This is a genomic window from Glaciimonas sp. OK215, assembly GCF_057787885.1.
Map to the genome: position 1 here is coordinate 3,480,422 of NZ_CM173544.1, position 26,953 is coordinate 3,507,374.

Here is a 26,953-nt window from a genome sequence, read left to right on the forward strand (position 1 = left end):
CGTCCTCGACCTACTATGCCCTCTGCTGACTTCTGCATACGCATCCCAACACCTCTCGATGTCGGTAGCACTAGGCACGCATGCAGATCTCCCCGGGTATTGCGCACCTACCTTCACGCTTATGCCTGTCGGATCTACGTCATAGCCTTCCGGACAAGTATCGGGCTTTGATGATATTTGACATCTCACCCGGCTACGCCGCCTCATATCCGCTTCCTGTTCGTCAGGCCAGCGCTTTGCCTTCGGCTTCCTCCAGATTCGCAGTCGCCCGCGACACCCTTGCCTTCAGCTAACTCTTCCCCTTGTCGGGCGAGTAGAGGACTTCCACCTCCAAGTAAGCACGCCCTGCCGGGCGCACAAATAAAAAAGGCCCGTCAAAGACGGGCCTTTTTTATTCAATATGGTCGGAGTACAAGGATTCGAACCTTGGACCCCCTGGTCCCAAACCAGGTGCGCTACCGGGCTGCGCTACACTCCGAAGACCAGCATAATACACGTAAGTGTCGTAGCTGGCAAAACAATTCTGCAATTATGGCAATTTTATTGCAGGCATCAAAACAAAAAGCAAAATCTTAAAATCAGAATGAAAATAATCACAAAAAACACAGACATTGCGAAGACTGAAACTGGTCCGGCCGGAGGGAATCGAACCCCCAACATTTCGGGTAGAAGCCGAATGCTCTATCCAGTTGAGCTACGGCCGGATTAACCGACTGTCTTTGCAACTTATTGCGACTGCAATTTCACTTAATTCAATGCGATTTTCCAAGGCGATTTCGATAAAAATTTCGATCTCGGATATAACTTTTTATTCTGCACAAATGAAAAGCGGGCTGTCCTAAGACAGCCCGCTTTAATATTGGTCGGAGTACAAGGATTCGAACCTTGGACCCCCTGGTCCCAAACCAGGTGCGCTACCGGGCTGCGCTACACTCCGAAGAACAGAATCATACCCGGCAACATCATTTCGGTCAATATGTTTAAGTAAATTTCCATTAAAAACTTGCCGTCAATCTTCGGACAAGACCAACTGCGAACGCTCAAAAACAGCACTGAAACAACTGCCCTTGCCGGGCTCCGAAGTAATCACCAAATGACCCCGATGCCGCAGCAAAACATGCTTAACGATTGCCAGGCCAAGACCGGTTCCCTGAGTCACCCGCGAACGGGTTTTATCAACGCGATAAAAGCGTTCAGTCAGGCGATTCAAATGCTCCGGCGCAATCCCGATTCCATTATCCCGCACTGTCAGTCCCGCTCCATCGCCAAGCAACTTCCAGATAATCTGGATTGATCCGCCGTCAGGCGTATACCGCACCGCGTTAGTTAATAAATTAGTGAAAGCGCTCTCCAACTCATCGCGATTACCTTTTAGATCAACCTCCTGCGCTTCCAGCGCAATCCGATGTTTCCCGCCAGATAAAGCGCGTGCCTGCTCCAAGATGTGATTTAGCATCGGCACAATTCGTACTGTCTCGCTGGACGGCTGCTGGGCCAAGGATTCGAGTCTGGTCAAGGTCAGCATATCTGCCACCAGACGCTGCATGCGCTGACCTTGCTCGACCATCAAATTGAGTTGCCGCTGACGCGTCTTCTGATCCATCTCACTGGATAAAGCGTGCTCCAAAAACCCGTTGATAACAGTCAATGGCGTACGCAATTCATGAGAGGCATTCGCGATAAAATCACGGCGCAAAGTGTCGAGCTTTTCAGCTTGAGTGACGTCATGGGTGACTAGAATTTGCCGTCGATTCTCGAAAGAAATTAATTGCAATTGTATTTTTCGATGATGATGTACAAACGGCAGCGGCTGCTCGAAACGGCCTGACAACATGTAGTCGACAAACTCGGGCGCGCGAATCAGGTTAGTCAAAAGGCGTCCCTCATCACGCAGCAGATCAAGTCCCAAATGCCTTTCCGCGGCGGGATTGCACCACTCCAGATGCATGACGCCATCAACAATCACAACGCCATCCGGAAGCAGACTCATAGCCTGTCGAAAGCGCGCCAACCACTCCGCCATATCGACCCGCGAACGCTCATCCTCGCGCCGAATATCTTCCAGCCGGGTCGCCGCATGCGCCCACAATCCCCAGGTCTTGGGGCGCGGCGTACCGGCCGGCCGGTCCAGCCACTGCTCAATACGGTAGAGCGACCACATTTGCAAAAATAACAGGACCACCAACGATAATCCGAAACAACTCAGACCAGCTATGTGGCCGTAATAAGCGCCGACCGCCAGCATCACCAGACACAACAGAGCGAACCACAATAACGCCGGCACCCAAAACGTACTGGCTGTACGGCTCGCCCGTTGGTGAATATTCATCGGCACCTCATGAGACCGGTTCTGATGTAATTTTGTAGCCGACGCCACGTATGGTTTTCACGTAATCCGCTGCCGATCCTAGCGATTTGCGCAGGCGCATAATGTGGACATCGACAGTACGCTCTTCAATGAAAGTGTGATCTCCCCACACTTTGTCGAGCAATTGTGCGCGCGAAAATATGCGCTCCGGATGGGCGATCAGGAAGCGCAGCAACTTGAACTCCGCCTGATCCAGTTCGATCGCCTGATTCTCAACAGAGACCTGATAACGGTCAGTGTCGATACTAATAGCGCCATACTTCAATGCACTGTAACCGAGCTCAGGCACCTTACGACGCAACAGCGCCTGAATCCGCGCCACCAGTTCCTTGGGAGAGAACGGCTTGGTAACGTAATCATCCGCACCTTCATTCAAGCCCCGGACCTTATCTTCGTCCATGCCCTTCGCCGTCAGCATGATGACCGGCAAAGTGGCCGTCCGTGACTGGCCACGCCACTCTTGCAGCAACGACAATCCGGAAGTATCGGGCAGCATCCAGTCAAGCAAAACTACCTGGGGCAACATCGTGGCAAGCGCCTCGCGCGCCTCACTGGCGCTGTAGGCAATTTCACAGGAAAAACCCGCATCATCGAGCGTGAACCGCAAGAGCTCGGCAATACCGGGCTCGTCTTCGACAATCAGAATATGAGTTTGATGTTTTGACATCTATGGTCTGAAAGTTGATAAGGGTAATCGGAGTGAATCAACTAATATTCAAACAACGACTTTATCCGCTATGCGGCGCGCCATGGTCTGGGCCAGATCAGCTGTCTTGGCTTCAACCATGACGCGTATCAATGGCTCGGTGCCGGAAGCGCGAATCAATACTCGCCCGTCTTCACCAAGCTCTGCCTCAACCGCAGCCTTCTCAGCCACGACTGCCGATTGCTGTTGCCAGTCGAAGCCGGCGGCAACCTTCAAATTGATCAAGGTTTGTGGATACAGGCTGATGTCTGCAGTTATTTCTGCCAGGGACTGGCCGCTACGGCTTAATGCAGACAGGACCTGCAGCGCTGACACGATACCATCACCGGTCGTATGCTTATCAAGGCAAAGCAAGTGGCCGGAACCTTCCCCGCCAAGTATCCAGCCACGCTCATTCATCTGCTCCAGCACGTAACGGTCGCCGACCTTGGCGCGGGCAAACTCGATGCCCATTTGCTTGAACGCCACCTCTAACGCCATGTTGGTCATCAAGGTGCCGACTGCACCTTTAACCGCACCGGTTTTTAGCCTGTCCTTGACCATCACATACAGCAGCTCATCGCCGTTGTAGATGCGTCCGGTAGCATCGACCATGATCAATCGATCAGCATCACCGTCCAGCGCAATGCCAATGTCCGCACGGTTCGCACATACCGCAAGCGCGAGTGCCTCAGGTGCAGTAGCGCCATAACCGGCATTGATATTAAAGCCATTCGGTTGATTGCCGATAGCGATTACCTCGGCACCCAACTCATGAAAAACATGCGATGCAATATGATAAGCAGCCCCGTGCGCCGTATCGACAACAATGGTCATCCCGCGCAAATCAAGGTCATTCGGGAACGTGCTTTTACAAAATTCTATATAACGGCCAGACGCATCATCCAGACGTGTTGCCTTGCCCAGCTTGTCCGACGTTACGCAATTCATGGGCTGATCCAGCGCCGCTTCAATTGCAGCTTCGACACTATCGTCCAGCTTATTCCCATGTGCCGAAAAAAACTTGATCCCGTTGTCATCAAACGGATTATGCGAAGCGGAAATCACAACCCCTGCGGATAGGCGCAGCGCCCGTGTCAGGTAGGCGATCGCCGGTGTCGGCATCGGCCCCGCCAGCATCACGTCGACGCCGGCAGCAGCAAATCCCGCCTCCAGAGCGGCTTCCAGCATATACCCCGAGACCCGCGTATCTTTACCGATGAGTACAGTCGGCTTGACCGTCGCAGACTCCGATTGCGCCAGCACTTTGCCGGCGGCATAGCCCAGTCTCATGACAAAATCCGGCGTAATCGGAGCGACACCCACGCGACCACGGATACCATCAGTACCAAAATATTTTCGAGTCATTTATTGTCCTAATTTTTTCGTTCAACTAATTCTTATTGTTTCCGGCAGAACCGCCACTTTAGAGGTTGCAAAATTATTCTGGCTAGCCGTGCCGATGCAGACAGTACGCGTAATACGGTAGGAAGACACGGCAACGTTAGATTGATTTTGCAACGGACTCTTAATTTGTAGTCTGACCAGCTCGCCAAATCGCAAGTGCGTCGACTGTTTCCGCAACGTCGTGCACGCGCACAATCTTAGCCCCCTGAGCCACAGCAACCAGCGCCGCCGCCACGCTACCAGCCAACCGTCGCTCAATTGGCTTGCCGGTCAAATCACCGATCATGGTTTTGCGCGATATTCCGGCCAACAACGGCAGATCCATCAATTGCTGTAACTTTCCGATACTTTTTAACAAGACCAGATTATGCGCCAGAGTCTTGCCAAAGCCAAAACCAGGATCAATGCTAATGCGTTCGCGGTGAATACCGCACTGCTCCATGACAGCGATACGTTCGTGCAAAAATGTGCTTACCTGGCTCAGCACATCGTCGTACTCAGGCTGTTCCTGCATGCTTTCGGGCTGGCCTTGCATATGCATAACACACAATCCGCAATCACTATCCTTGACCGCTTCCAGCGCACCTTCTGCCCGAAAGCCATTGATGTCATTGATTAAATCGGCACCGGCGGCAATCGCCTCGCGCATGACCACTGACTTATAGGTATCGATCGATAACGGCTTGCCGCAATCGCGCAGTGCATAGATCACCGGCATCACCCGATCCAGCTCCTCCGAAAGTGACAAAGCCGGACTACCAGGGCGACTTGACTCTCCACCAATATCGATAATGTCCACGCCATCCGCGATCATCTGCTCCGCATGAGACAAAGCAAATTCAAGCGAATAAAATCGTCCGCCGTCGGAAAATGAGTCTGGCGTGATGTTGAGTATCCCCATTACCAACGGTCGCGCATTAGGCGTATTCACTGGCAGGCGGTAGCGGCCACATTGAAAATATTGTTGCATCTTTTATCTGGATAAAGAAAAAGGGCGAGGATTGCTCCTCACCCTTAATTTGATTACGTCATCTTTCGCCAGCCGAACGATCAGGCCGGCGCGGTCGCAGTTGGAGAAACGCCACCGGAAGAATTATCTGTTGGCGCTTTCTTGGCCGGAACACCGTATTTCGGCAAACGTGGCTCGAGTCCATCCATGATGTCGTTAATCTGATCGGCATCAATGGTTTCCCAGTCCAGCAACGCTTTAGCCATAGCCTCAACCTTTTCGCGATTTTCTTCCAGCAATCTACGTGACAACGCATATTGCTGATCCAGAATGCTGCGGATTTCCGCGTCAACTTTTTGCTGAGTCGCTTCCGAGACGGTCTTGGAAGCCATACGGCCAAAGTAAGCATCCTGCTCGGTATCCTCGTACACCATGGTACCGAGCGTTTCAGACATGCCGTAACGCGTCACCATCGCACGCGCCAGCTTGGTGGCACGCTCAAAGTCGTTGGACGCGCCAGTCGACATCTGATGCATGAAAATCTCTTCAGAAATGCGACCACCAAACAGGATCGCGATCTCTTCCAGCATCTTGTCTTTGTACATATTGACACGATCATGCTCCGGCAACTGCCAGGTCAACCCGAGCGCAAATCCACGTGGCATGATGGTGACTTTATGGACTGGATCAGCTTTTGGCAGCAACTTGGCGACCACGGCGTGGCCCGACTCATGGTAAGCGGTATTGCGACGTTCTTCTTCACGCATCACCGCAGACTTGCGTTCCGGACCCATGACAATCTTATCCTTGGCATCCTCAAAATCCTGCATCTCTACCAGACGTTTGGTACGACGCGCCGCAAACAATGCAGCTTCGTTGACCAGATTGGCCAAGTCCGCACCCGAGAAGCCAGGTGTGCCGCGCGCCAGGATATCTGCCTTGACGTCGGTTGAAATAGGCACCTTGCGCATATGCACATTCAGGATTTGCTCGCGACCACGAATATCCGGCAAGCCGACCACTACCTGGCGGTCGAAACGACCTGGACGCAACAGCGCCTTATCGAGCACATCAGCACGATTGGTAGCAGCAATCACGATGACGCCAGAGTTCGCCTCGAAGCCATCCATCTCAACCAGCAGTTGATTCAACGTCTGCTCACGTTCATCATTACCGCCGCCCATACCGGCACCACGGTGACGACCGACCGCATCGATTTCATCGATAAAGATAATGCAAGGAGAGTGCTTCTTGGCATTTTCGAACATGTCGCGCACGCGTGATGCGCCGACACCAACAAACATTTCAACAAAATCGGAACCGGAAATGGTAAAGAACGGCACCTTGGCTTCACCTGCAATCGCACGCGCCAACAATGTTTTACCGGTACCCGGAGGGCCCACCATCAACACCCCGTGCGGAATACGGCCGCCCAATTTTTGAAACCTGGTCGGATCACGCAGGAAATCGACGATTTCCGACACTTCGTCCTTAGCCTCATCGCAGCCGGCGACGTCGGCAAAAGTCACGGTGTTTGTGGTTTCATCCATCATCCGTGCTTTTGACTTGCCGAACGAGAAAGCGCCACCCTTGCCGCCACCCTGCATTTGACGCATGAAGAATATCCAGACACCTAGCAACAAAATCATCGGGAACCAGGAAATAAATACCTGCGACAGGAACGATGGTTCTTCCGGTTGCTTGACGTCGAATTTGACGCCGTTGTTCAGCAGGTCGCCGACTAGGCCACGATCCAGGAAGGTGGCAGTAGTCTTGACTTTTTTACCATCCGAAGTGTTAGCAATAATACTACGATCCTCAATAACCGCATCAGCGATGTGCCCGGCTTTGACCTCGCTAATGAAGTCCGAATACGCAATCGGTGCCGCACCGGTGGCCAGTCCTTTAGTATCGAACTGTTTAAATACGGTGAAAAGCACCAGGGCAATGACCACCCAGATGGCGGCTTTGGAAAACATGTTGTTCACTAGAACTCCTTGGGCGCGCTACGCGCCGGTATACGTGGTGCTTCGGTGTAGCCCTGCACTATTGCTTTGTTGCTTTCGGGTGGAACCTCGATTTTACTCGGAATAACCAGTGGTTACTAGGTTGGAGATGCGGCCACACCCGTGAAAAATCAAGGATAAATTCACAATAACTTTATTAACACCCAAATTTATTGCGAATTCTTTAAATTCCGTCCCAATAAAAATATTTCCGACGATTTATCACGGCTGGCTTTCGGTTTTCTGGAGGCCACGGCCTCAAATGCCAGCCGAAACTTGCTCAACACCTCGTTATAGCCCCTGCCATTGAAGCATTTGGCTAATAATACGCCGGATGGTTTCATATGATTTTGCGCAAACTCAATTGCCAAATCAATAATTTCCTCAACGCGTGCCGCATCGGCAATCGCAATACCCGAGAGATTCGGCGCCATGTCAGACAACACCAGATCCACCTTGCGACCGGCCAAAAGACGCTCGAGCTGAGACAAACTTTCCTGCTCGCGAAAATCACCCTGAATGAAATGCACGTCGGCAATCGGCTCCATCGGCAATATATCCAGGCCAATAATCATGCCGTGAATGCCGCCACCTTCTTGTCCGGCCAACTTGTTGCGCGCGTATTGCGACCAGCTTCCGGGCGTCGATCCGAGGTCGACAATAATCTGGCCTGGTTTAATCAGCTTGTCAACTTCGTCGATTTCTTTCAGCTTGTAAGCAGCGCGAGCGCGATAGCCATCTTTCTGTGCCTGCTTCACATATGGGTCATTAATGTGATCGTGCAGCCAGTTTTTGTTTAATTTCTTCTTTGCCATTCGCGTAGAATACCGTTTTTAAGGAATTTTTTATTTATGTTGAAACTCACACCCGCCGAGCGCAGCGAACTCCGCTCCGAAGCCCACGCACTTAGTCCAGTGGTCCTGATCAGCGAAGAAGGCTTAAAGCCGTCGCTGCTAAAGGAAATTGATAACAGCCTGAATTCTCATGGACTGATCAAAGTGCGCGTATTTGGCGACGATCGCGAAGCGCGGATTGCAATCTACGAAACCATTTGCGACAAACTCGGTGCCGCGCCGGTACAACACATCGGTAAACTCCTGATACTGTATCGTCCGCAAAAAGACGCTGCCAAGGCACGCACTGAAACACGCGGCAAAGGTATGCGTGAAGTAACCATCGTCAAACCAAGTCCAAGTGGCACCAAACGGCCATCGGTTACCAAGGTGATGGTGAAAGGCAATGAACGCGTAACCGCCGGCGGTAACATCAAGCGTTCAAAACCACGTCAGAAGAGCCACAAGAAATCTGCACTAGGCCAATAAATCTGCATCAGGCGCACCGTACTTATGGCATCAGGGGAGTATGCGCATTTTACGCGAAGTAGCTAGTGTAAAGGCCGCTAATGGCCTACTCCCCTGCCGTTACATCCATTGCGCTGCGCTAGCGCAGTGTGCGCAACTTCAAAATCAGGCCAACGCCCAACAGGCTCTGAATCAGGTAAATCCCGCTAGCAACACCATGCAATATCCCGAATTGGGTCTTTACAGCGGAACTCATCACACCGCCTGCCCCCGCTGCCTCGCGTAACGACGCCATGATCGGCTGGATACCAAAATAACCGATCAGCGTACATAGCAGCATCACCAGTGTCAGCCGCAACAAAGTCTTGCGTAACGGCGCATTGTCGTCGGCTGTGCGAAAGCCAAACAGCAGCGTCAGCAACAAGCCGCAGGCAAGCGCCAGCCAGGCCTCTACCCTGAATAGACTTCCGGCAATCGTTCCTGCCAGGATCCGATCAGGCAAAGTTGCAAACAAGGTCGGCGCAACCAGATAACCAAGAGTCCACAAACTACCTACCCACAAGGTGGCAATCAACAATCTTGCACGCACTACTATCATCGTGACTCCTGAAACGGGAATTGTTGAGCGAATTTCAATTGGAAGTTACAAGCTGCCTGAATCTTGTCGCCCCAGCCAAAACTGACTTAGTTATCAGCGCGGCCACGGGCTACATGCTGCAACGCACGAACCCATTTACGGAGGTCGGTACGGACTCGGTCAGCAAGAGATGATCGGCCAGGTTCTTAGATATAACGTACTTCAAGAATCTCGTACTCGCGGATGCCGGACGGCGCCTGCACACCCACCACTTCACCGGCGCTTTTACCAATCAGCGCACGCGCAATCGGCGATGTTACCGAGACTTTTGAGAGCTTGATATCGGCTTCGTCCATGCCGACGATTTGATAAGTGACCTTCTCACCCGTCTCCAGATCTTCCAGGTCAACGGTAGCGGCAAACACCACGCGACCATCAGCATCCAGCGCAGTCGGATCGATAATTTGCGCCGCTCCCAGCTTGCCTTCCAGATCTGCAATGCGACCCTCAATAAAACCCTGGCGTTCCTTAGCTGCGTCGTAATCAGCATTTTCCGACAGATCGCCGTGCGCACGTGCCTCTGCAATCGCATTGATAACGGATGGGCGTTCTTTGGTTTTCAGGCGTACCAGTTCGTCTTTCAACAATTCGGCGCCAAACTTGGTAAGAGGTACTGAGCTCATAGGAATATTATTCAAAATCTAAATACAGTTTGTCAATTCGGCGAATTACCGGGCATGTGCACCATGACGGTTGCCACTCTCCCGGCTGAATTCACTGGCGTTATTTCACTAACCTTGGTTGCTACATTTTTCGCTGGCATGGATCTGCCAGAACACTTTCACCAGAAGTCTTTGCCACGACACAATAAAAGGCCGCGGAGGCCACAAACGGAACCGGATTTCGGCACTGTCTGTGACCTCCGCTGGGACGTCTATGGCGATGAATTGCAGGTATCGGTCAGTGTAAGGTTTTATGCAAGCCTTGTAAATCGTAGACATGCAACTCGTCCAGATGACGCATCCCCTCAACCGCAGCTTCAGCACCTGCAATCGTAGTGTAGGTAGTCGCCCGCGCCTGCAACGCCGAAGTCCTGATTGCACGCGAATCGACAATTGCACTACGCTTTTCTTCGACGGTATTGATCACCAATGCAATTTCATTGTTCTTGATCATATCGACGACGTGCGGACGGCCTTCAACCACCTTGTTGACGGTTTTCACCGGAATCCCGGCAGCATGGATCGCGGCAGCCGTGCCCTTGGTCGCCACTACCGAGAAGCCTATCGCCACCAGATCCCTGGCAACCTTGACCGCGCGTGGCTTGTCGCTGGCTTTGACACTCAGGAACACCTGGCCCGAAGTCGGCAGCTTGATACCGGCACCAAGTTGCGATTTAACGAACGCTTCACCGAAAGTTTTGCCGACGCCCATCACTTCACCGGTTGATTTCATTTCCGGTCCGAGAATGGTATCCACACCCGGGAACTTAACGAACGGAAACACCGCTTCCTTGACGCTGAAATACTTCGGCACGACCTCTTCCTTGATCCCCTGGCTATCCAGCGATTGACCTACCATGCAGCGTGCTGCGATCTTGGCCAATTGCAAACCGGTTGCCTTCGAAACGAATGGCACCGTACGCGATGCACGTGGATTCACTTCCAGCACATACACCACATCCTTGCCCTCGACCTGTTGAATCGCAAACTGCACGTTCATCAGGCCGACCACATTCAGGCCCTTGGCCATCAACGCAGTCTGACGCTTCAACTCGTCAATGGTTTCCTGCGCCAACGAATATGGCGGCAACGAACAAGCGGAGTCACCCGAATGGACACCAGCTTGCTCGATATGCTCCATGACGCCGCCAATGAAGGTGCGCTCGCCGTCGGATAAACAATCCACATCGACTTCAATCGCATCATTCAGGAAGCGATCCAGTAACACCGGCGAATCGTGCGACACCTTGACCGCTTCACGCATGTAGCGCTCAAGATCACGTTGTTCGTGGACGATTTCCATAGCGCGGCCACCGAGCACATACGACGGACGAACCACCAGCGGATAACCGATTTCCTGCGCCAGACGCAGCGCGTCTGCTTCGGTACGCGCAGTCCGGTTTGGCGGTTGACGCAGATTCAGATCTTGCAACAGTTTTTGGAAACGTTCACGATCTTCCGCAGCATCGATCATGTCTGGCGAGGTACCTACGATAGGCACGCCGTTCGCTTCCAGATCCAGCGCCAGCTTCAACGGCGTCTGACCGCCGTATTGAACGATCACGCCGTATGGCTTTTCCTTGTCGACGATTTCCAGCACATCTTCCAGCGTCAGCGACTCAAAGTACAAACGGTCAGAAGTGTCGTAATCGGTCGATACGGTTTCCGGATTACAGTTGACCATGATGGTCTCGTAACCGTCTTCGCGCAGCGCGAGTGCCGCGTGAACGCAGCAGTAGTCGAATTCGATACCCTGGCCGATACGATTTGGGCCGCCGCCGAGCACCATGATTTTCTTTTTGTCGGTTGGATTCGATTCGCACTCTTCCTCGTAGGTCGAATACATGTAAGCCGTATTCGTCGAGAATTCACCTGCGCAGGTATCGACCCGCTTGTAGACCGGGCGGATATTCAGCGCGTGGCGCTTGGCACGGACTGCTGTATCAGTGACTTTCAGCAACTTGGCCAGGCGGCGATCGGCAAATCCCTGCTGCTTCAGCTTGAACAGCGTATCGCGATCCAGCCCATCCAGTGTTTGCGTCGCTTCCAGCCACAATTCCGTATCGACAATTTCCTTGATTTGGGACAGGAACCATGGATCGATATGCGTCAGTTGGTGCACTTCTTCCAGCGTGAAACCTTGCGCGAAAGCATCACCGACATACCAGATGCGATCCGGGCCAGGCTCCCCGAGCTCTTCTTCGATAACTTCGCGATCCTGGGTTTTTTCATTCATGCCATCGACGCCGACTTCAAGTCCGCGCAAGGCTTTTTGGAACGACTCCTGGAAGGTGCGGCCAATCGCCATCACTTCGCCAACCGACTTCATTTGCGTGGTCAGATGATCGTCGGCGGCAGGGAATTTTTCGAATGCGAAACGAGGAATCTTGGTCACCACGTAATCGATCGACGGCTCAAACGATGCAGGTGTTGCACCGCCGGTGATTTCATTGCGCAGCTCGTCCAGCGTAAAACCGACCGCAAGTTTTGCCGCGATCTTGGCAATCGGAAAACCGGTTGCTTTCGATGCCAGAGCGGACGAACGCGAAACGCGTGGATTCATTTCGATGACGATCATGCGGCCATCAGCCGGATTGACTGAAAACTGCACGTTGGAGCCGCCGGTATCGACACCAATCTCGCGCAATACCGCCAGCGAGGCGTTGCGCATGATTTGATATTCTTTGTCGGTCAGCGTCTGTGCGGGCGCAACCGTGATCGAGTCACCGGTATGCACGCCCATCGGATCCAGATTTTCGATCGAGCAGACGATGATGCAGTTGTCCGTTTTGTCGCGCACGACTTCCATCTCGTACTCTTTCCAACCGATCAGCGATTCTTCAATCAGCAGTTCTTTGGTTGGCGACGCTTCCAGACCGCGCTTGCAAATCGCTTCGAATTCTTCAGCGTTGTAAGCAATGCCGCCACCGGTGCCGCCCATCGTAAACGATGGGCGAATGATGACCGGGAAGCCGAGTTCTTTTTGCACAGCCCACGACTCATCCAAGGTGTGTGCAACGCCGGAACGCGCCGAGCCAAGACCAATCTTGGTCATCGCAGCCTTGAATTTGGAACGGTCTTCCGCCTTGTCGATTGCTTCTGGCGACGCGCCGATCAATTCAACGTTGTACTTGGTCAGGATGCCGTGGTGATGCAAATCAAGTGCGCAATTCAGGGCAGTCTGGCCACCCATGGTCGGCAGAATCGCATCCGGCTTTTCCTTGGCGATGATGCGCTCCACCACTTGCCAGGTAATCGGCTCGATGTAGGTCACATCGGCCATCTCCGGATCGGTCATGATGGTCGCCGGATTGCTGTTGACCAGAATGACTTTGTAGCCCTCTTCACGCAATGCCTTGCAAGCTTGTGCGCCGGAATAATCGAACTCGCAGGCCTGGCCGATGATGATCGGACCAGCGCCTATGATCAGGATGCTTTTAATGTCGGTACGCTTAGGCATTTTTATTTTTCTCCAGCATCGCATGACTCATAAGTTGAATAAAGCGATCAAACAAAGGGGCGATATCATTCGGGCCGGGCGATGCTTCCGGATGCCCCTGGAAGCAAAACGCCGGCTTATCGGTACGGGCAAAACCTTGCAATGAACCATCGAACAGCGAGACATGTGTCACGCGGCAGTTGGCCGGCAAGGTTGCCGAATCAACCGCAAAACCGTGATTCTGCGATGTGATCATGACTTGTTTGGTATCGAGATCCTGCACCGGATGGTTCGCGCCGTGATGGCCGAAACTCATCTTCAGGGTCTTGGCACCAGATGCCAGCGCCATGATTTGATGTCCGAGACAAATACCAAAAGTAGGAATACCGCGTTCGATCAATTCTTTGGTAGCAGCAATCGCGTAATCGCACGGTTCTGGATCGCCAGGGCCGTTCGACAGGAATATTCCGTCCGGATTCAGCGCCAAAGCTTCGGCAGCTGTCGCTTGCGCTGGCAAGACGGTGATTTTGCAGCCACGCTCGGCCAACATGCGCAGGATATTGAACTTGACACCATAGTCAAACGCGACCACATGGTACTTAGGGGTAATTTGCTGATCGTAGCCTCGGCCCAGACGCCATTCCGTCTCGCTCCAGCTATACGCCTTGGTAGTGGAGACTACTTTAGCCAAATCCATACCCGCCAATCCCGGGAAGCTGCGCGCCAGATCCAGCGCCTTGGCGGTGGCGGCGGCAATATCTGCCTCGCCAGTCACGATGGCGCCGCTTTGCGCGCCTTTTTCACGCAAAATGCGTGTCAGTTTGCGCGTGTCGATACCGGCAATAGCGACGATATTCGCATCTTGCAGATAAGACTCAAGCGTTTGGCTGGAACGGAAATTCGAAATCAGCCGTGGCAGATCGCGAATGATCAGGCCTGCAGCGTGCACCCGGGAAGATTCGATATCTTCCGGATTAACGCCGGTATTGCCGATGTGCGGATAAGTCAGAGTGACAATTTGACGGCTATAGCTGGGATCTGTGAGAATTTCCTGGTAACCGGTCATGGCGGTATTGAATACCACTTCGCCGGTCGTATGGCCGACAGCACCAATCGAAAAACCTTGAAAAATTGACCCATCTGCTAGCGCGAGGATGGCCGGAACAGCATGGCCAGAAAAAAATGGCGGCAAAGGTAACTCCTGATGTTGTTACCGCCGCTGCGCTGCGCCAAACGACCGCTATGAAACCCCCAAAGAAAAAGAATTTGGAGGTATTAATAGTCTTTTTGGGACGAAATGGAAGTGGTAAGCGCTACGGCGGAGTAAATTGGGCTAAACCCTGCGATTATAGTGCAAAACCACCTTACCGACAATCCAATCTGGCTCTGACCAGGGTCTTTCTGAAGAAATACTGGTTATCGGCCAATTCAGAGGCGGCATCGACAAAACCCAGTTCATGAGCCACGACAACCAGCCCCCGCAGCTTTCTACCAATCAAGGCTAGTCGCCTTAGCCAGCGCCAACCGATTGCCAGCCCAGCGTCGCGCTGAACGTTAGGCAGATAACGCGGCAATACCAGCCCTGGCAATTTGCACATCTTCCGAAGATTTGACGCCAGACACGCCGACCGCACCGAGATACTCGCCATTGACCACGATTGGCACGCCACCCTCGAGCAAACCCTCCAGGTTAGGGGCGGTAATGAAAGAGAAGCGACCATTGTTGATCATATCTTCATAAATCTTTGACTCGCGCTGACCCAACGCGGCAGTTTTGGCCTTGGCCGGAGCGATATGCGCAGAAATCGGTGCGGCACCGTCCAGACGCTGCAACCACAGCAGGTGGCCGCCGTCATCAACGATGGTAATCGTCACCGCCCATTTATTCGCCAGGGCTTCCGCTTCCGCTGCGCTTGCGATTTTTTTTACGTCGTCGAGTGTCAACACTTGTTTCGATTTCATTATTGCTCCTTGTGATAAGGGGAATTATTGTACTTGAGTGAAGCAGGAATATACATCCCTGCCAAATTGATTAGCGCAAGAATTGACATACAAGTATTGACATACGACATGCATTTTTGAATCGATATAAATAATTCAGCTAATTTTTGCTTTTTTTGGAACTTTCCACCGAATTTGCCATCTTGTAATGCGCCTTGCATTAAGCCCCTGGTTTGACAAGGGACGGTTATTCACTTACATTCATGCGGTCATATCGACCCGAGCCCCAATTACGATGACGATCAAAGCAGCCTCCCCATTTTTTCATGTCTTAGCGCTGACGTGTGCCATGCTCGCCAGTTGCTGGCTGGCCAGCCCGGCATGGGGAACTGATATTACCGATCTGTATAATGCGCCCCCTCCTCCTCGCAGCAAATTTCAACAATTTCAACAATTCACAGAGCAATTCACCGAGCGCGCATCGGATCTGGCGCAAAGTGCCATTGGCCTGATCGGCATCCACTACAAATATGGCGGCAGCTCACCGCAAACCGGTCTTGATTGCAGCGGCCTGGTTCGCTATGTGTTCAAGGAAGCGCTAGGTATCGAATTGCCACGCACCTCAGCGGAACTGAGCCGTGAGGGCGAGAAAGTCGACCAGCAGGACTTGAAGCCGGGAGATCTGGTGTTTTATAACACTTTGCGCCGCAGCTTCTCTCATGTCGGTATCTATTTAGGCAACAACAAGTTCATCCACGCACCACGTACAGGTGCCTCGGTACGCGTTGAAAGCATGGACATCGCATATTGGAAAGATCGCTTCAATGGTGCTCGCCGCATCAGCGATCTTGATCCGGCGACGGTTAACAGCCTCACGGCGCCTCAGCAGTAAGTAGCGGTAACCGAGCCCCTGTCAAAAAGCCGCATGCGGAACATGCGGCTTTTTTATTGGAAAACCCCGGCCGAAGCTGCGGATTGCATCTTCGGCAGCGCGCGCATCATTCCTCGCGCTTCTCTTGCAACTTCTTTTTGATTTGCGCCATCTCCGCCATCGTCGCCTGCTCACCGGCCAGAATCGCCGTGTTGCGCCCATTAAAATCGTTACCCTTCATCGCGTCAAGACTAGGACGAATCACGATATCGGCTTCTTTCAGGTCTTTGATGTTAATGCTTTGCCCCATGATGGCGAAGGTCTGGAGCAGTACATCCACCGAACTGGATGCAGCCTGCGCCTCAGGTGCGGCAGATATATTCACGGCGATCACGAAATCAGCCCCCATTTCCTTGGCATAGCGCACCGGTACCGGCGCCACCAGGCCGCCATCGACATATTGATGACTACCTATTTTCACAGCCTGAAATACGCCCGGCACCGCTGACGATGCACGTACCGCCAGTCCGGTATTGCCACGACGAAACAGAATCGGCTGACCGGAATTCAGATCGGTCGCCACCGCGCCAAACGGCATTTTCAGTTTCTCGATGGGCACATTGCCGACCGCCTGATTCACGTAGTTCTGGAGACCCACGCCTTTCAGCACACCACTCACCTTCGCAAACAACGGTATCGACCAGTCCGAGAATGCCGTCTCATCCATTTTCAGCGCCATCTTTTGCAGCGCGAAACCATTATTGCCTGCCGCATACAACGCGCCGACGACGCTGCCGGCGCTGGTGCCCACCACAATATCGGGCACGATACCCTGCGCTTCCAACGCCTTGATCACGCCAATGTGAGCAAAGCCACGGGCAGCCCCGCCGCCCAGCGCCAAACCAATTTTGATGTGACGAGGCGCCTCCTTCTGGGCCACCGGCGCAACAATCGGCGGCGCAATGGTCTTACAGGCGGTGACCAGAGACAAGGTAAGCAAAATAACAAGCGGCGAACGTATTGACCGCAGGCAACGCAGTGATGAGATTGGATTCATTGAATAAGAAACGCGATGAGAGCGAGGGATTCTACATCAGATGCCCGGCAGTTCAGCGCGCTCAGGGGAAGAATGGGAACTGCAGAATTGTAGCCGATGTGGTGCTGCCCCGTCGGCCACCGGATCGAGAGCCGGCACGACGCTCGCAAAGCCGGCTAAGCAATCAATAGCAAGCGTTGTGCAAGCAACATCTCAAACAGTGCTTGATTCAACTTTGCAGTCCGCCACAATGGATGCGGGAAGCCGCGCGGTGAACACACTGCCTTTTTCCTGGCGCGACTCGATCCCCAGCGAACCCCCGTGACGCAGCAAGACGTGCTTGACAATGGCAAGGCCCAGGCCGGTTCCCTGCGTTTCGCGGGAACGGCTTTTATCGACCCGGTAGAAGCGTTCGGTCAGACGTGAAATATGCTCCGAACTAAAGCCGATACCGGTGTCGCGTACCACCAGCTGTGGACCGGCTATGGTGTTTTGCCAAAGTAAATCTATTTTTCCGCCAGCCGGGGTATACCGCACCGCATTGGAAACCAGATTATTGAACGCACTACGCAATTCCTCGGGGCTTCCATTAATATCGGGGCCCTCTATGCGCAAGGAAAAACTATGCTGACCAGCCGACAGGACTTCAACTTCTTGCAAAATATTCTTCAGCATGGCTTGGATATTCACCCGCTCGGGACGCATCGGGCAATCGATCGATTCCAGCCGCGTCAGCGTCAGCATGTCGCCAATCAGGTTTTGCATGCGCTGCCCCTGTTCGGTCATCATCTTCAGATGACCGGCGCGCACCTTTGGATCGAGATGCGGATGGGCCTGGGCAATCTCCAGAAAGCCGTTAATCACCGTTAATGGCGTGCGTAGCTCATGCGATGCGTTGGCGATAAAATCGCGTCGCATCATATCGATGCGTTCCGACTCGGTCGCATCATGCGTCACCAGAATTTGCCGGCGGTTTTCAAACGGAATAATTTGTACGACCAGCTTGCGATCGCGCAATGTCAACATCAACGGCTGGTCATAACGGCCGAGAATAATGTAATCGATGAAGTCCGGATTGCGAATCAAATTGGTGACGCGCATACCCTTGTCGCGGCCGTGCTGCAGGCCCAGATGACGCTCGGCGGCCGGATTGCACCATTCCAGGAACAGCACATCGTCCATGATGACGACACCGTCCGGCAGCAGATGCATGGCCTGACGAAAACGCGCCAGCCATTCGGAGAGCTCCGCCTGATTTTTTTCATCGTCACGTCGCAGCCGATACAAGCGCGAAAAAATGTCAGTCCATGCACCCCATCCGTCCGGCAGCTTTTCGCTACGCGGATTGTCCAGCCAGCCGCTTAAGCGGAATAGATAATGCAGCTGCAATACAACTATCGCGACCATCGTCGCCAAGCTCAGCAGCAAACCGGGAATCGCTCCGAAAAAAAACCATACCACGGCCGAGATGGCAAAAATCAGCAGCATCCGTATTGCTGCCGGTATCCAAAACAACATCTGTGGATTCATAAGTAATTCTTCAGAGAAGAGCCTGCACTTTTCACAAAAGCGTCTATTTGGTCGATAGCATGTAGCCTACACTACGCACGGTGCGGATCAAATGTTCGGCTTCGCGCAGGGCCTTGCGCAGACGCAACACATGGACGTCGACTGTACGCTCTTCGATGACAACGTGGTCGCCCCAGACTTTGTCGAGCAACTGGCTGCGTGAAAAAACACGGTCCGGATTTGCCATAAAAAACTTTAGCAGGCGATATTCGGCATGACCGATATCGATTTTCTGCTCATCCAACGACACTGAACAACTCGCCGGATCAAGCTGAATTCTACCGGCCGACATGACTCCCGGCATCTGGTCCGGATTCTTGCGACGCAACAACGCTTTGACGCGTGAAGTCAGTTCACGTGGCGAAAACGGCTTGGTCATATAGTCGTCAGCGCCATTATCCAAACCGGATATCTTGTCCTCTTCCATGCTTTTTGCCGTCAGCATCATCACCAGCATCGACTGCAATTGCCGCTCCGCACGTAAACGCGACAACAACCTGAGTCCGCTCTGGTCCGGCAGCATCCAGTCCAGCAACACCAGATGCGGCATGCGACGCTGAATGGCGTCCCAGCCATCAGCCGCGGTGTGCACCACCGCGGGGTTCCAACCGGCCTCCGCCATCGTATATTCGATCAGCTCGGCAATCGATGGCTCGTCCTCGATAATCAGAATTGAAGTTTTATCGGAAAGCATAGGCATGTGTTACGTCAGATGACACAGGCCGCATATCAAGCGCCCGGTCCAAGGTGAGTCGCCGCATAATCGGTGTGTCGAATGTCTTTACCTTCGACGATGTAGATCACGTATTCAGCGATATTTTTGGCATGGTCACCGATGCGCTCGATCGCCTTGGCGACCCATAACGTATCCATCAAAGCAGAAATCGTGCGCGGATCTTCCATCATATAGGTAATCACATTACGCATGATGGAGCGGAAATCGCGGTCAATAATCGCATCATGTGAAATCAGTTTGAGCGCCTGCTTTTCGTCCAGCCGCGCCAGCGCATCCAGTGCGTCGTGCAACAGATCGGCCGCGGCGCTGGCAATCACCCGCACGGTTTCGATATGATCGACGCTGCCAATGCCACGCTTGTGCAAATGAATGGCAGTGCGTGCGATCTTGGCCGCTTCATCGCCGACCCGTTCCAGATCGGTAATCACCTTGATGGTCGCCATCACGGTGCGCAAGTCGTTGGCGGTAGGCTGCCGACGCACGATCAGATGACTACAGGCATTATCCAGTTCGACTTCCAGCAAATTGACTTCATCGTCATCCTTGATGACGCGCTCGCCGGCTGCGATATTGCCGGTACGGTAGACGTTCATCGCCTCCTGAAATTGGCGCTCGACCAAGCCGCCCATCAACAATACTTTGGAGCGGATGGTTTCCAGGTCTGAATCGTATTGCTTTGAAGAGTGTTCGCCTGTCATCTGGTTATTCCTTACGGTTCTATGCGGTTCAATATATTGGTTAAAAACGGCTTGTTGAAAGCCGGTTGGCAGCGACAAATTAACCGAAGCGGCCGGTAATATAATCCTGCGTTTCCTTGCGTGCAGGATTCATGAATATCTGATCCGTCTGACCAAACTCCACCAGCTCGCCGAGGTACATATAGGCCGTGAAATCTGAACAACGCGCGGCCTGCTGCATGTTGTGGGTAACGATGGCGATGGTGTAATCCTGCTTGAGTTCCGTGATCAGCTCTTCCACCTTGGCGGTCGAAATAGGATCCAGCGCCGAAGTAGGCTCATCCAATAAAAGTACGTCCGGACGTACCGCGACACTACGCGCGATACACAGCCGCTGCTGCTGACCGCCGGACAAACTCAAACCGCTCTTGTTCAGCTTGTCCTTGACCTCGCCCCAGAGTGCAGCCTTGGTCAGCGCCCATTCAACGCGTTCATCCATTTCGCCTTTCGGCAAATTTTCGTAAAGACGGATACCAAACGCGATGTTGTCGTATATCGACATCGGAAACGGCGTTGGCTTTTGGAACACCATGCCAACCTTGGCGCGCAACATGTTCAGATCCTGGCCCGGTTCCAGGATATTCCGACCGGCATACACAATCTTGCCTTCAGCGCGCTGGCCCGGGTACAGATCGTACATCCGGTTTAGCGTACGCAACAGGGTCGACTTACCGCAACCGGACGGCCCGATAAATGCCGTCACCTTCTTTTCATTGATATGAAGATTGATGTCTTTCAATCCTTGAAAATGTCCGTAGAAAAAATTTAACTTGGAAATTTCTATGGTCGGCTTTTTATGAGCGCTGTAATCCGTGCTTTGCAGTATTTGATGAGTAGTCATGGCAATCGCAGTCATTGAATTCAGTTAATGGTCCAGATGTTCGTCTGCATCAAGCGTCCTGGTTGTTCGTCTCCGCTACGCGCATCAACCAGGGATTTTCTGGCTGAACAAGGTACGTGCGAGTATGTTCAGGATCAGTACGCCCAAGGTAATCAGTAACGCACCGGCCCAGGCCAGCGCCACCCAATTGTCGTACGGGCTATTGGCAAACTGATTAATCACGCCTGGCAGGTTGGCGATCGGCTTATTCATGTTGGTACTGAAAAATTGATTGTTCAGCGCTGTAAACAGCAATGGCGCGGTTTCGCCAGCGATACGTGCGACGGCCAGCAACACACCAGTCACCACACCGGCCTTGACCGCACGCAGACGGACCGTCAACGCCACTTTCCAGCGTGGTGCGCCCAGCGCAAACGCCGCTTCACGCAAACTGCCGGGCACCAGCTTGAGCATATTGTCAGTGGTCCGCACCACCACCGGCACGGCAATCAGCGATAGCGCAAAAGTACCGGCCCAGCCCGAAAAATGGCCGATTTTAGCGACATAAATCGCGTACACAAACAAACCAATGACGATCGATGGTGCCGACAACATGATGTCGGTGACGAAACGCGTCACTTGCGCCAGTTTGCTTTCTTCGCCGTATTCAGCCAGATAAATCCCGGCCAGAATCCCGATGGGCGTACTGATCAGCGTCGCCAGGCCAACCAGCATCAAGCTACCGATAATCGGATTCAGCAAGCCGCCGCCTTCAGCACCGGGCGACGGCGTGTTTTGCGTTAGCAAACCCAGATTCATCGCACCCACTCCCTTGACCACCAGGGTTGCCAAAATCCACAGCAACACCAGCAGCCCGAACGCCATCGCCAGAAACGACAGCATCATGCCGATTTTGTGGATCAGGACGCGCTTGCGATACACCTTGTTGGCGGCTGGATTCGCTGGAAAGGTCTGTATTTGTGCGCTCATTTGACACCTTCTTTGCGGGACATTCCCATCAACATCAACTTAGCGGCGGACAGTACCAGGAAAGTAATGACAAACAGGATAAGACCGAGGGCGAACAAGGCCGATACATGCAGTGTTGAAGAAGCTTCGGCGATCTCATTTGCCAGCGTCGATGCGATACTGTTACCGGCACCGAATAGCGACCACGACAAGCGGTGCGAATTACCGATAACGAAAGTCACCGCCATGGTTTCGCCCAAGGCACGACCGAGACCCAGCATGACACCGCCAACCACACCGGTCTTGGCGTATGGCAGCACCACTTTGCGGACGACTTCCCAGCGCGTGCAACCGAGGCCGTACGCCGATTCTTTTAACACTGCCGGTACTACCTCAAAGACATCGCGCATCACTGAAGCAATAAAGGGAATGATCATGACTGCCAAAATCAGTCCCGCGGTCAAGATACCGATTCCCATCCGCGGCCCGGAGAACAGGATGCCAATGCCAGGTATGTGGCCCAAGGTCTCGCCTAATAGCGGCTGGACGTATTCGGCAAACAGCGGCGCAAAGACGAACAAGCCCCAGATACCGTAAATAATGCTGGGCACGCCGGCCAGCAGCTCGACCGCGGTGCCTAACGGCTGGCGTAATTTTGCCGGGCAAATTTCGGTCAAAAACAGGGCTATGCCGAAGCTGATCGGGAACGCAATCACCAGCGCGATAAAGGATGTCACCAACGTACCGACAATCGCCACCATTGCGCCGTACTGCTCGTTGACCGGATCCCACTCGATTCGAGTGATGAACGACGGTCCGAATTCGCGGAATACCGGCCATGCGCCGATCGCCAGCGAGACGATAATTCCCATCAGCACCAGCAGCACCAGCAGCGAAAACAGCATCGTGACTTTGTGGAAGAAGAAATCCTGGATGCGTTGTTTGCGCATGGTGGCAAGCAATGCCTGCTGCGACAAACCGGCCTGTTCAGCGCTTTTGGCCTGGAGTGATATTGGTTGTGCCATAACGGGAATATTTGCACTCATGAGTTGCGATATCCGATGAAGAGTGTGCCGTGTCGGTCGAAAAGCCCAGGGTCTGAAGCATCTGCTCGGCTAACCCGCGGCAATACAGGGATGGGTGTGATCAATTGGGCGACGAGCTTGCTGCCCAAGTAGCCAGTCCAACCAAATTAATACTGATAATTTTGCGATTTTATTACTACCGGCAGGCCATCTGGATTGACGACCTGCCAGCATCTTGCTTCAATTTTTCTGCAGTAACTTATTGCTGACACCAATAGCCAACATTGATTACCAGACCGGCTTGCCTGCACTGTCTTTAACTTGTACCTTCCAGGCTTCTGTCACCAGCTTGACCACTGGTGCAGGGAGCGCGACATAGTCAAGTTCAGTGGCCGCTGCGCCGCCATTTTTGTAAGCCCAATCAAAGAACTTCAGGACTTCCTTGCCCTTGGCTGCATCCGCTTGCGACTTGTGCAGCAAGATGAAAGAAGCGCTGGTGATAGGCCAGCTTTGTTTACCGCCCGCGTCGGTGAAATCAACTGCGAAGCCAGGTGTCTTGGCCCAGTCAGCGCCAGCCGCTGCAGCTTTGAACGTTTCGTCATCCGGTTGCACGAAGGCGCCATCACGATTCTTCAACTGCGTATGTTGCAGCTTGTTCTTCTTGGCGTAAGCGTATTCAACATAGCCAATCGCACCCTTGATTTTTTGCACGTTGGCGGCAACGCCTTCGTTACCCTTGCCGCCTACACCGACCGGCCACTTGACCGCAGTGCCGGCGCCAACGCCGCTCTTGAAGCCCGGGCTGGTTTTCGACAAATAGCTGGTGAACACGAATGAAGTACCGGAACCGTCAGCGCGGTACACGACTGTGATGTCGCTGTCAGGCAGCTTCACGCCAGGATTCAGTGCAGTAATTTCTGGCGAATTCCATTTGGTGACTTTGCCCAAATAGATATCTGCCAACACCGCGCCGGTCAGTTTCAGCTGGCCTGGAGCGATACCGTCCAGATTCACTACCGGCACAACACCGCCCATGATTGCGGGGAATTGCATCAGGCTATCGGCGTTCAGTTCTTCTGCCTTCAATGGCATGTCCGATGCGCCGAAATCGACAGTCTTGGCTTTGATCTGCTTGATGCCGCCACCGGACCCGATGGATTGGTAGTTCAGGCTATTTCCAGTTGCGGCTTTGTAAGCCTCGGCCCATTTAGCATAAATTGGATATGGAAACGAAGCGCCGGCGCCGGTGATTTCCGCTGCCATTACCGATGAAACCGCGAGCGTTGCACCTAACGCCAAGACTACGGATGTAAAGAGTTTATTGAGTCGCATTCGTTGCTCCCTTAATCACTAGAATTAATAACCGGACTTAAAATCAGAATTGAGATGCCTACCAAGAGACTGTTGTGAAATAAAAAAACCTAGCGTACTCAGCGTGCTTTTAAGCGCTTCAATTTCACAACAGCCTCCAAGACAGGGCGAACTCTATCCAACATTTATGACAGCTTTATGACACAAAGTGCAGCGCAACAAAAATTGCCAATTTGTATCGGAATAGCGGCAAATAGCTTCCACTCTTGTCATCAAGCTGTCATATTCGCTGCATACACTCCGCCCAAAACTCTTCAGACTAGTCGTTAGATTCATGATAAAAAAAGCCAAGTCAGACGAACTTACAGGAAGATCAAAAGTAAATCTCGACAGTAATCCCGCCTTTCTGAATCGCGAGCTATCGCTGCTGGCGTTTAACCGGCGCGTGCTGGCGCAAGCCGAGCAACGCCACATACCACTGCTCGAACGGTTGCGCTACCTGTGTATCGTCAGCAACAATCTGGATGAATTTTTTGAAGTGCGTATCGCAAGCTTGCTGGCGAGTGGTCGCAAAGACGGCGATAGCGATGCCGTCGATCCACCGGCGCTGACCGAGGCATTCAAGCTCACCAGTACAGAATGTCATCAAATCGTCGCCCGTCAGTACGCGATTCTGAATAAGGAGGTGCTGCCGCAACTGTCTGCAAACGGGCTCCATCTGCTGCGTCACAACGACCGCAACGAAGCCCAGCGCGCCTGGGTGAAATCTTTCTTTGAGCAGGAAATCCGGCCGTTGCTGACACCGATCGGCCTTGATCCTGCTCATCCATTTCCACAGGTTCTCAACAAAAGTCTGAATTTCATTGTTGAAATGGCGGGAAAAGACGCGTTCGGGCGCGATACCACGATTGCCATCATCAAGGCACCGCGGGTATTGCCACGGGTCATTAGATTGCCCGACGTATTATCGCCAAACGGCATTTCATTCTGCCTGCTATCCTCCATCATCCATGCGCATATCAATGACCTGTTCAGCGGACGCGAAATTCTGTCGTATTATCAATTCCGGGTAACGCGCAATAGTGATTTGTGGGTCGATGAAGAGGAAGTTAAAAATCTGCGCCAGGCACTGCAAAGCGAACTGCAAAGCCGCCAGTTCGGGGTGGCGGTCCGGCTTGAAGTGGCGCAAAACTGCCCTCCCCATCTTTCGCAGTTTTTACTGAGTCAGTTTTCGATCGCACCGAATCGCTTGTACGCCGTCGATGGCCCGGTCAATCTGGTGCGGCTGTCGGAGATGATCGATCAGATCACCCTCCCGGGTTTGCGCTTCCCGCCCTTTGCGCCGGGCCAGCCGTCATACCTGACGTCCGAGGACATCTTTACCTTATTGAAGAAAAAAGATGTCTTGCTACACCATCCGTTCCAGTCATTCCAGCCGGTCATCGATTTTATCCGCAGCGCTGCAAATGATCCGCTAGTGGTCGCCATCAGGCAGACGATTTACCGCGCCGGCATGAATTCCGACCTGATTGAATCGTTAATCATGGCCGCCAAGCTCGGCAAGGAAGTCACTGTCGTTGTTGAATTGATGGCACGCTTTGACGAAGAAGCCAACATCAATTGGGCCGACCGGCTGGAGCGGGCGGGCGCACAAGTGGTATACGGCGTGGTAGGCCTTAAAACGCATGCAAAACTTGCACTCGTCATTCGCCGCGAACTCGCCAAAGATGGCACCGGCGAGTTGTGTTATTACGCACATCTCGGCACCGGCAACTATCACCCTAATACCACCAAAATGTACACGGACTTCGGGCTGTTAACCTCCAATCAAAAGCTGGCAATGGAGGTCAACGAAGTATTCATGCACCTGACCAGTCTGACCAAGCCGAAAAAGCTGGATTACCTTTGGCTGGCACCGTTTGCACTGCAAAAAGAACTCATCCGGGCGATTCGGAATGAGGCAGAAATCGCCCGCCAAGGCCGGCCCGCGCGGATTGTCGCCAAAATGAACGCGCTGCTGGATGAATCAGTGATTAAAGCGCTGTATGCCGCCTCGGCCGAGGGCGTGAAAATCGAACTGATCATTCGCGGCGCCTGTGCTTTGCGTCCGGGCGTACCCGGATTGTCGGAAAACATCACCGTGCGCTCGATTATCGGCCGCTTTCTCGAACATACGCGCATCTACTACTTCCGCAATAACTTGCAGCACGATGTCTATCTCGCCAGTGCCGACTGGATGAATCGCAATCTGTTCAGACGCATCGAAGTGGCCTTTCCGGTATTGGACAAAACACTGAAAAAACGCGTCATTAGCGAAGGCTTGACCCCCTATCTGAAAGACAATATCAATGCGTGGGAACTGTCGTCTGACGGCACTTGGAGCAAACGCAAACCGGGACCGCGGCAGGCAGCGTTTAGTGCGCAGCAACACCTGATGTCACTGCTAGGCGCTGCGCCAGAGACCAACTAACAAACTTTTCGTAC

The 26,953-nt window shown here is 53.0% G+C and carries 22 protein-coding genes and 3 tRNA genes; 3 read left to right on the forward strand and 22 right to left on the reverse strand.

Annotated elements, in window-relative coordinates; translation table 11 throughout:
* Positions 1–401: 401 nt before the first annotated feature.
* The 9 genes from AC3CHX_RS15900 to AC3CHX_RS15940 form a co-directional block, all read right to left on the reverse strand.
* Positions 402–478, reverse strand: a tRNA-Pro gene (locus AC3CHX_RS15900).
* Positions 479–627: 149 nt separating this feature from the next.
* A tRNA-Arg gene (locus tag AC3CHX_RS15905) sits at positions 628–704 on the reverse strand.
* Between the two features lie 156 nt (positions 705–860).
* Positions 861–937: transfer RNA gene (locus AC3CHX_RS15910), tRNA-Pro, on the reverse strand.
* Positions 938–1,009: 72 nt separating this feature from the next.
* On the reverse strand, positions 1,010–2,329 hold the full coding sequence (gene phoR, locus AC3CHX_RS15915; protein WP_488629012.1) for a phosphate regulon sensor histidine kinase PhoR: 1,320 nt from the start codon (positions 2,327–2,329) through the stop codon (positions 1,010–1,012).
* Between the two features lie 7 nt (positions 2,330–2,336).
* Positions 2,337–3,035 carry a response regulator gene (locus AC3CHX_RS15920; protein WP_488629013.1) on the reverse strand — a complete coding sequence of 233 codons (699 nt, stop codon included), beginning with the start codon at positions 3,033–3,035 and terminating at the stop codon, positions 2,337–2,339.
* 48 nt (positions 3,036–3,083) lie between these two features.
* Positions 3,084–4,421: a phosphoglucosamine mutase gene (gene glmM, locus AC3CHX_RS15925; RefSeq protein WP_488629014.1), complete on the reverse strand. Its 1,338-nt coding sequence runs from the start codon at positions 4,419–4,421 to the stop codon at positions 3,084–3,086.
* 160 nt (positions 4,422–4,581) lie between these two features.
* On the reverse strand, positions 4,582–5,430 hold the full coding sequence (folP, locus tag AC3CHX_RS15930; RefSeq protein ID WP_488629015.1) for a dihydropteroate synthase: 849 nt from the start codon (positions 5,428–5,430) through the stop codon (positions 4,582–4,584).
* An 80-nt stretch (positions 5,431–5,510) separates the two neighbouring features.
* Positions 5,511–7,397, reverse strand: coding sequence for an ATP-dependent zinc metalloprotease FtsH (gene ftsH, locus AC3CHX_RS15935; protein ID WP_488629016.1), 1,887 nt, complete (start codon positions 7,395–7,397; stop codon positions 5,511–5,513).
* Positions 7,398–7,585: 188 nt separating this feature from the next.
* Positions 7,586–8,230 carry an RlmE family RNA methyltransferase gene (locus AC3CHX_RS15940; protein WP_488629017.1) on the reverse strand — a complete coding sequence of 215 codons (645 nt, stop codon included), beginning with the start codon at positions 8,228–8,230 and terminating at the stop codon, positions 7,586–7,588.
* A gap of 36 nt (positions 8,231–8,266) precedes the next feature.
* Between AC3CHX_RS15940 and AC3CHX_RS15945 the strand changes: the two genes are divergently transcribed.
* Complete coding sequence (locus AC3CHX_RS15945) at positions 8,267–8,737, forward strand: YhbY family RNA-binding protein (protein WP_488629018.1); 471 nt, start codon at positions 8,267–8,269, stop codon at positions 8,735–8,737.
* Positions 8,738–8,855: 118 nt separating this feature from the next.
* Here the strand turns inward: AC3CHX_RS15945 and AC3CHX_RS15950 are convergent, their stop codons facing one another.
* The 5 genes from AC3CHX_RS15950 to AC3CHX_RS15970 form a co-directional block, all read right to left on the reverse strand.
* Positions 8,856–9,314 carry a DUF4149 domain-containing protein gene (locus tag AC3CHX_RS15950; RefSeq protein ID WP_488629019.1) on the reverse strand — a complete coding sequence of 153 codons (459 nt, stop codon included), beginning with the start codon at positions 9,312–9,314 and terminating at the stop codon, positions 8,856–8,858.
* Between the two features lie 185 nt (positions 9,315–9,499).
* The gene (gene greA / locus AC3CHX_RS15955) at positions 9,500–9,976 is read right to left on the reverse strand and encodes a transcription elongation factor GreA (RefSeq protein WP_488629020.1); all 477 of its coding nucleotides are present in this window, start codon (positions 9,974–9,976) and stop codon (positions 9,500–9,502) included.
* Between the two features lie 277 nt (positions 9,977–10,253).
* Positions 10,254–13,475 (reverse strand): carbamoyl-phosphate synthase large subunit, encoded by a 3,222-nt coding sequence (gene carB / locus AC3CHX_RS15960; protein ID WP_488629021.1) that lies wholly within the window; start codon positions 13,473–13,475, stop codon positions 10,254–10,256.
* Entirely contained in the window at positions 13,468–14,646 is a 1,179-nt protein-coding gene (carA, locus tag AC3CHX_RS15965) for a glutamine-hydrolyzing carbamoyl-phosphate synthase small subunit (RefSeq protein ID WP_488629022.1), read from the reverse strand. Before carA ends, carB begins: the two co-directional genes overlap by 8 nt.
* Positions 14,647–15,008: 362 nt before the next feature.
* Positions 15,009–15,416 carry a GlcG/HbpS family heme-binding protein gene (locus AC3CHX_RS15970; protein ID WP_488629023.1) on the reverse strand — a complete coding sequence of 136 codons (408 nt, stop codon included), beginning with the start codon at positions 15,414–15,416 and terminating at the stop codon, positions 15,009–15,011.
* A gap of 274 nt (positions 15,417–15,690) precedes the next feature.
* Here AC3CHX_RS15970 and AC3CHX_RS15975 point away from each other — a divergent pair, with 274 nt between their 5' ends.
* Entirely contained in the window at positions 15,691–16,287 is a 597-nt protein-coding gene (locus AC3CHX_RS15975; protein WP_488629024.1) for a C40 family peptidase, read from the forward strand.
* A gap of 106 nt (positions 16,288–16,393) precedes the next feature.
* Here AC3CHX_RS15975 and AC3CHX_RS15980 read toward each other — a convergent pair whose 3' ends face one another.
* The 8 genes from AC3CHX_RS15980 to pstS form a co-directional block, all read right to left on the reverse strand.
* Complete coding sequence (locus AC3CHX_RS15980; RefSeq protein WP_488629025.1) at positions 16,394–17,266, reverse strand: patatin-like phospholipase family protein; 873 nt, start codon at positions 17,264–17,266, stop codon at positions 16,394–16,396.
* A gap of 249 nt (positions 17,267–17,515) precedes the next feature.
* Entirely contained in the window at positions 17,516–18,832 is a 1,317-nt protein-coding gene (gene phoR, locus AC3CHX_RS15985; RefSeq protein ID WP_488629026.1) for a phosphate regulon sensor histidine kinase PhoR, read from the reverse strand.
* A 43-nt stretch (positions 18,833–18,875) separates the two neighbouring features.
* Positions 18,876–19,565: a winged helix-turn-helix domain-containing protein gene (locus tag AC3CHX_RS15990; protein WP_488644840.1), complete on the reverse strand. Its 690-nt coding sequence runs from the start codon at positions 19,563–19,565 to the stop codon at positions 18,876–18,878.
* Positions 19,566–19,600: 35 nt separating this feature from the next.
* Positions 19,601–20,305, reverse strand: a complete 705-nt coding sequence (phoU, locus tag AC3CHX_RS15995) for a phosphate signaling complex protein PhoU (protein WP_488629027.1) — start codon at positions 20,303–20,305, stop codon at positions 19,601–19,603.
* A 79-nt stretch (positions 20,306–20,384) separates the two neighbouring features.
* Positions 20,385–21,185, reverse strand: coding sequence for a phosphate ABC transporter ATP-binding protein PstB (gene pstB / locus AC3CHX_RS16000; protein WP_488629028.1), 801 nt, complete (start codon positions 21,183–21,185; stop codon positions 20,385–20,387).
* 84 nt (positions 21,186–21,269) lie between these two features.
* The gene (pstA, locus tag AC3CHX_RS16005) at positions 21,270–22,154 is read right to left on the reverse strand and encodes a phosphate ABC transporter permease PstA (RefSeq protein WP_488629029.1); all 885 of its coding nucleotides are present in this window, start codon (positions 22,152–22,154) and stop codon (positions 21,270–21,272) included.
* Complete coding sequence (gene pstC / locus AC3CHX_RS16010) at positions 22,151–23,158, reverse strand: phosphate ABC transporter permease subunit PstC (protein WP_488629030.1); 1,008 nt, start codon at positions 23,156–23,158, stop codon at positions 22,151–22,153. Before pstC ends, pstA begins: the two co-directional genes overlap by 4 nt.
* Before the next feature lie 288 nt (positions 23,159–23,446).
* Complete coding sequence (gene pstS, locus AC3CHX_RS16015) at positions 23,447–24,490, reverse strand: phosphate ABC transporter substrate-binding protein PstS (protein ID WP_488629031.1); 1,044 nt, start codon at positions 24,488–24,490, stop codon at positions 23,447–23,449.
* A 313-nt stretch (positions 24,491–24,803) separates the two neighbouring features.
* Here pstS and ppk1 point away from each other — a divergent pair, with 313 nt between their 5' ends.
* Complete coding sequence (gene ppk1, locus AC3CHX_RS16020) at positions 24,804–26,939, forward strand: polyphosphate kinase 1 (protein WP_488629032.1); 2,136 nt, start codon at positions 24,804–24,806, stop codon at positions 26,937–26,939.
* The last annotated feature ends 14 nt before the right edge of the window (positions 26,940–26,953 follow it).

Excerpts from the sequence above, each read along its gene's own strand:
- phoR (WP_488629012.1), bottom strand. The coding sequence starts at position 2,329 with ATGAATATTCACCAACGGGCGAGCCGTACAGCCAGTACGTTTTGGGTG.
- AC3CHX_RS15920 (WP_488629013.1), bottom strand. The coding sequence starts at position 3,035 with ATGTCAAAACATCAAACTCATATTCTGATTGTCGAAGACGAGCCCGGT.
- glmM (WP_488629014.1), bottom strand. The coding sequence starts at position 4,421 with ATGACTCGAAAATATTTTGGTACTGATGGTATCCGTGGTCGCGTGGGT.
- folP (WP_488629015.1), bottom strand. The coding sequence starts at position 5,430 with ATGCAACAATATTTTCAATGTGGCCGCTACCGCCTGCCAGTGAATACG.
- AC3CHX_RS15940 (WP_488629017.1), bottom strand. The coding sequence starts at position 8,230 with ATGGCAAAGAAGAAATTAAACAAAAACTGGCTGCACGATCACATTAAT.
- AC3CHX_RS15945 (WP_488629018.1), top strand. The coding sequence starts at position 8,267 with ATGTTGAAACTCACACCCGCCGAGCGCAGCGAACTCCGCTCCGAAGCC.
- AC3CHX_RS15950 (WP_488629019.1), bottom strand. The coding sequence starts at position 9,314 with ATGATAGTAGTGCGTGCAAGATTGTTGATTGCCACCTTGTGGGTAGGT.
- greA (WP_488629020.1), bottom strand. The coding sequence starts at position 9,976 with ATGAGCTCAGTACCTCTTACCAAGTTTGGCGCCGAATTGTTGAAAGAC.
- carB (WP_488629021.1), bottom strand. The coding sequence starts at position 13,475 with ATGCCTAAGCGTACCGACATTAAAAGCATCCTGATCATAGGCGCTGGT.
- AC3CHX_RS15970 (WP_488629023.1), bottom strand. The coding sequence starts at position 15,416 with ATGAAATCGAAACAAGTGTTGACACTCGACGACGTAAAAAAAATCGCA.
- AC3CHX_RS15975 (WP_488629024.1), top strand. The coding sequence starts at position 15,691 with ATGACGATCAAAGCAGCCTCCCCATTTTTTCATGTCTTAGCGCTGACG.
- phoR (WP_488629026.1), bottom strand. The coding sequence starts at position 18,832 with ATGAATCCACAGATGTTGTTTTGGATACCGGCAGCAATACGGATGCTG.
- AC3CHX_RS15990 (WP_488644840.1), bottom strand. The coding sequence starts at position 19,565 with ATGCTTTCCGATAAAACTTCAATTCTGATTATCGAGGACGAGCCATCG.
- phoU (WP_488629027.1), bottom strand. The coding sequence starts at position 20,305 with ATGACAGGCGAACACTCTTCAAAGCAATACGATTCAGACCTGGAAACC.
- pstB (WP_488629028.1), bottom strand. The coding sequence starts at position 21,185 with ATGACTACTCATCAAATACTGCAAAGCACGGATTACAGCGCTCATAAA.
- pstA (WP_488629029.1), bottom strand. The coding sequence starts at position 22,154 with ATGAGCGCACAAATACAGACCTTTCCAGCGAATCCAGCCGCCAACAAG.
- pstC (WP_488629030.1), bottom strand. The coding sequence starts at position 23,158 with ATGGCACAACCAATATCACTCCAGGCCAAAAGCGCTGAACAGGCCGGT.
- pstS (WP_488629031.1), bottom strand. The coding sequence starts at position 24,490 with ATGCGACTCAATAAACTCTTTACATCCGTAGTCTTGGCGTTAGGTGCA.
- ppk1 (WP_488629032.1), top strand. The coding sequence starts at position 24,804 with ATGATAAAAAAAGCCAAGTCAGACGAACTTACAGGAAGATCAAAAGTA.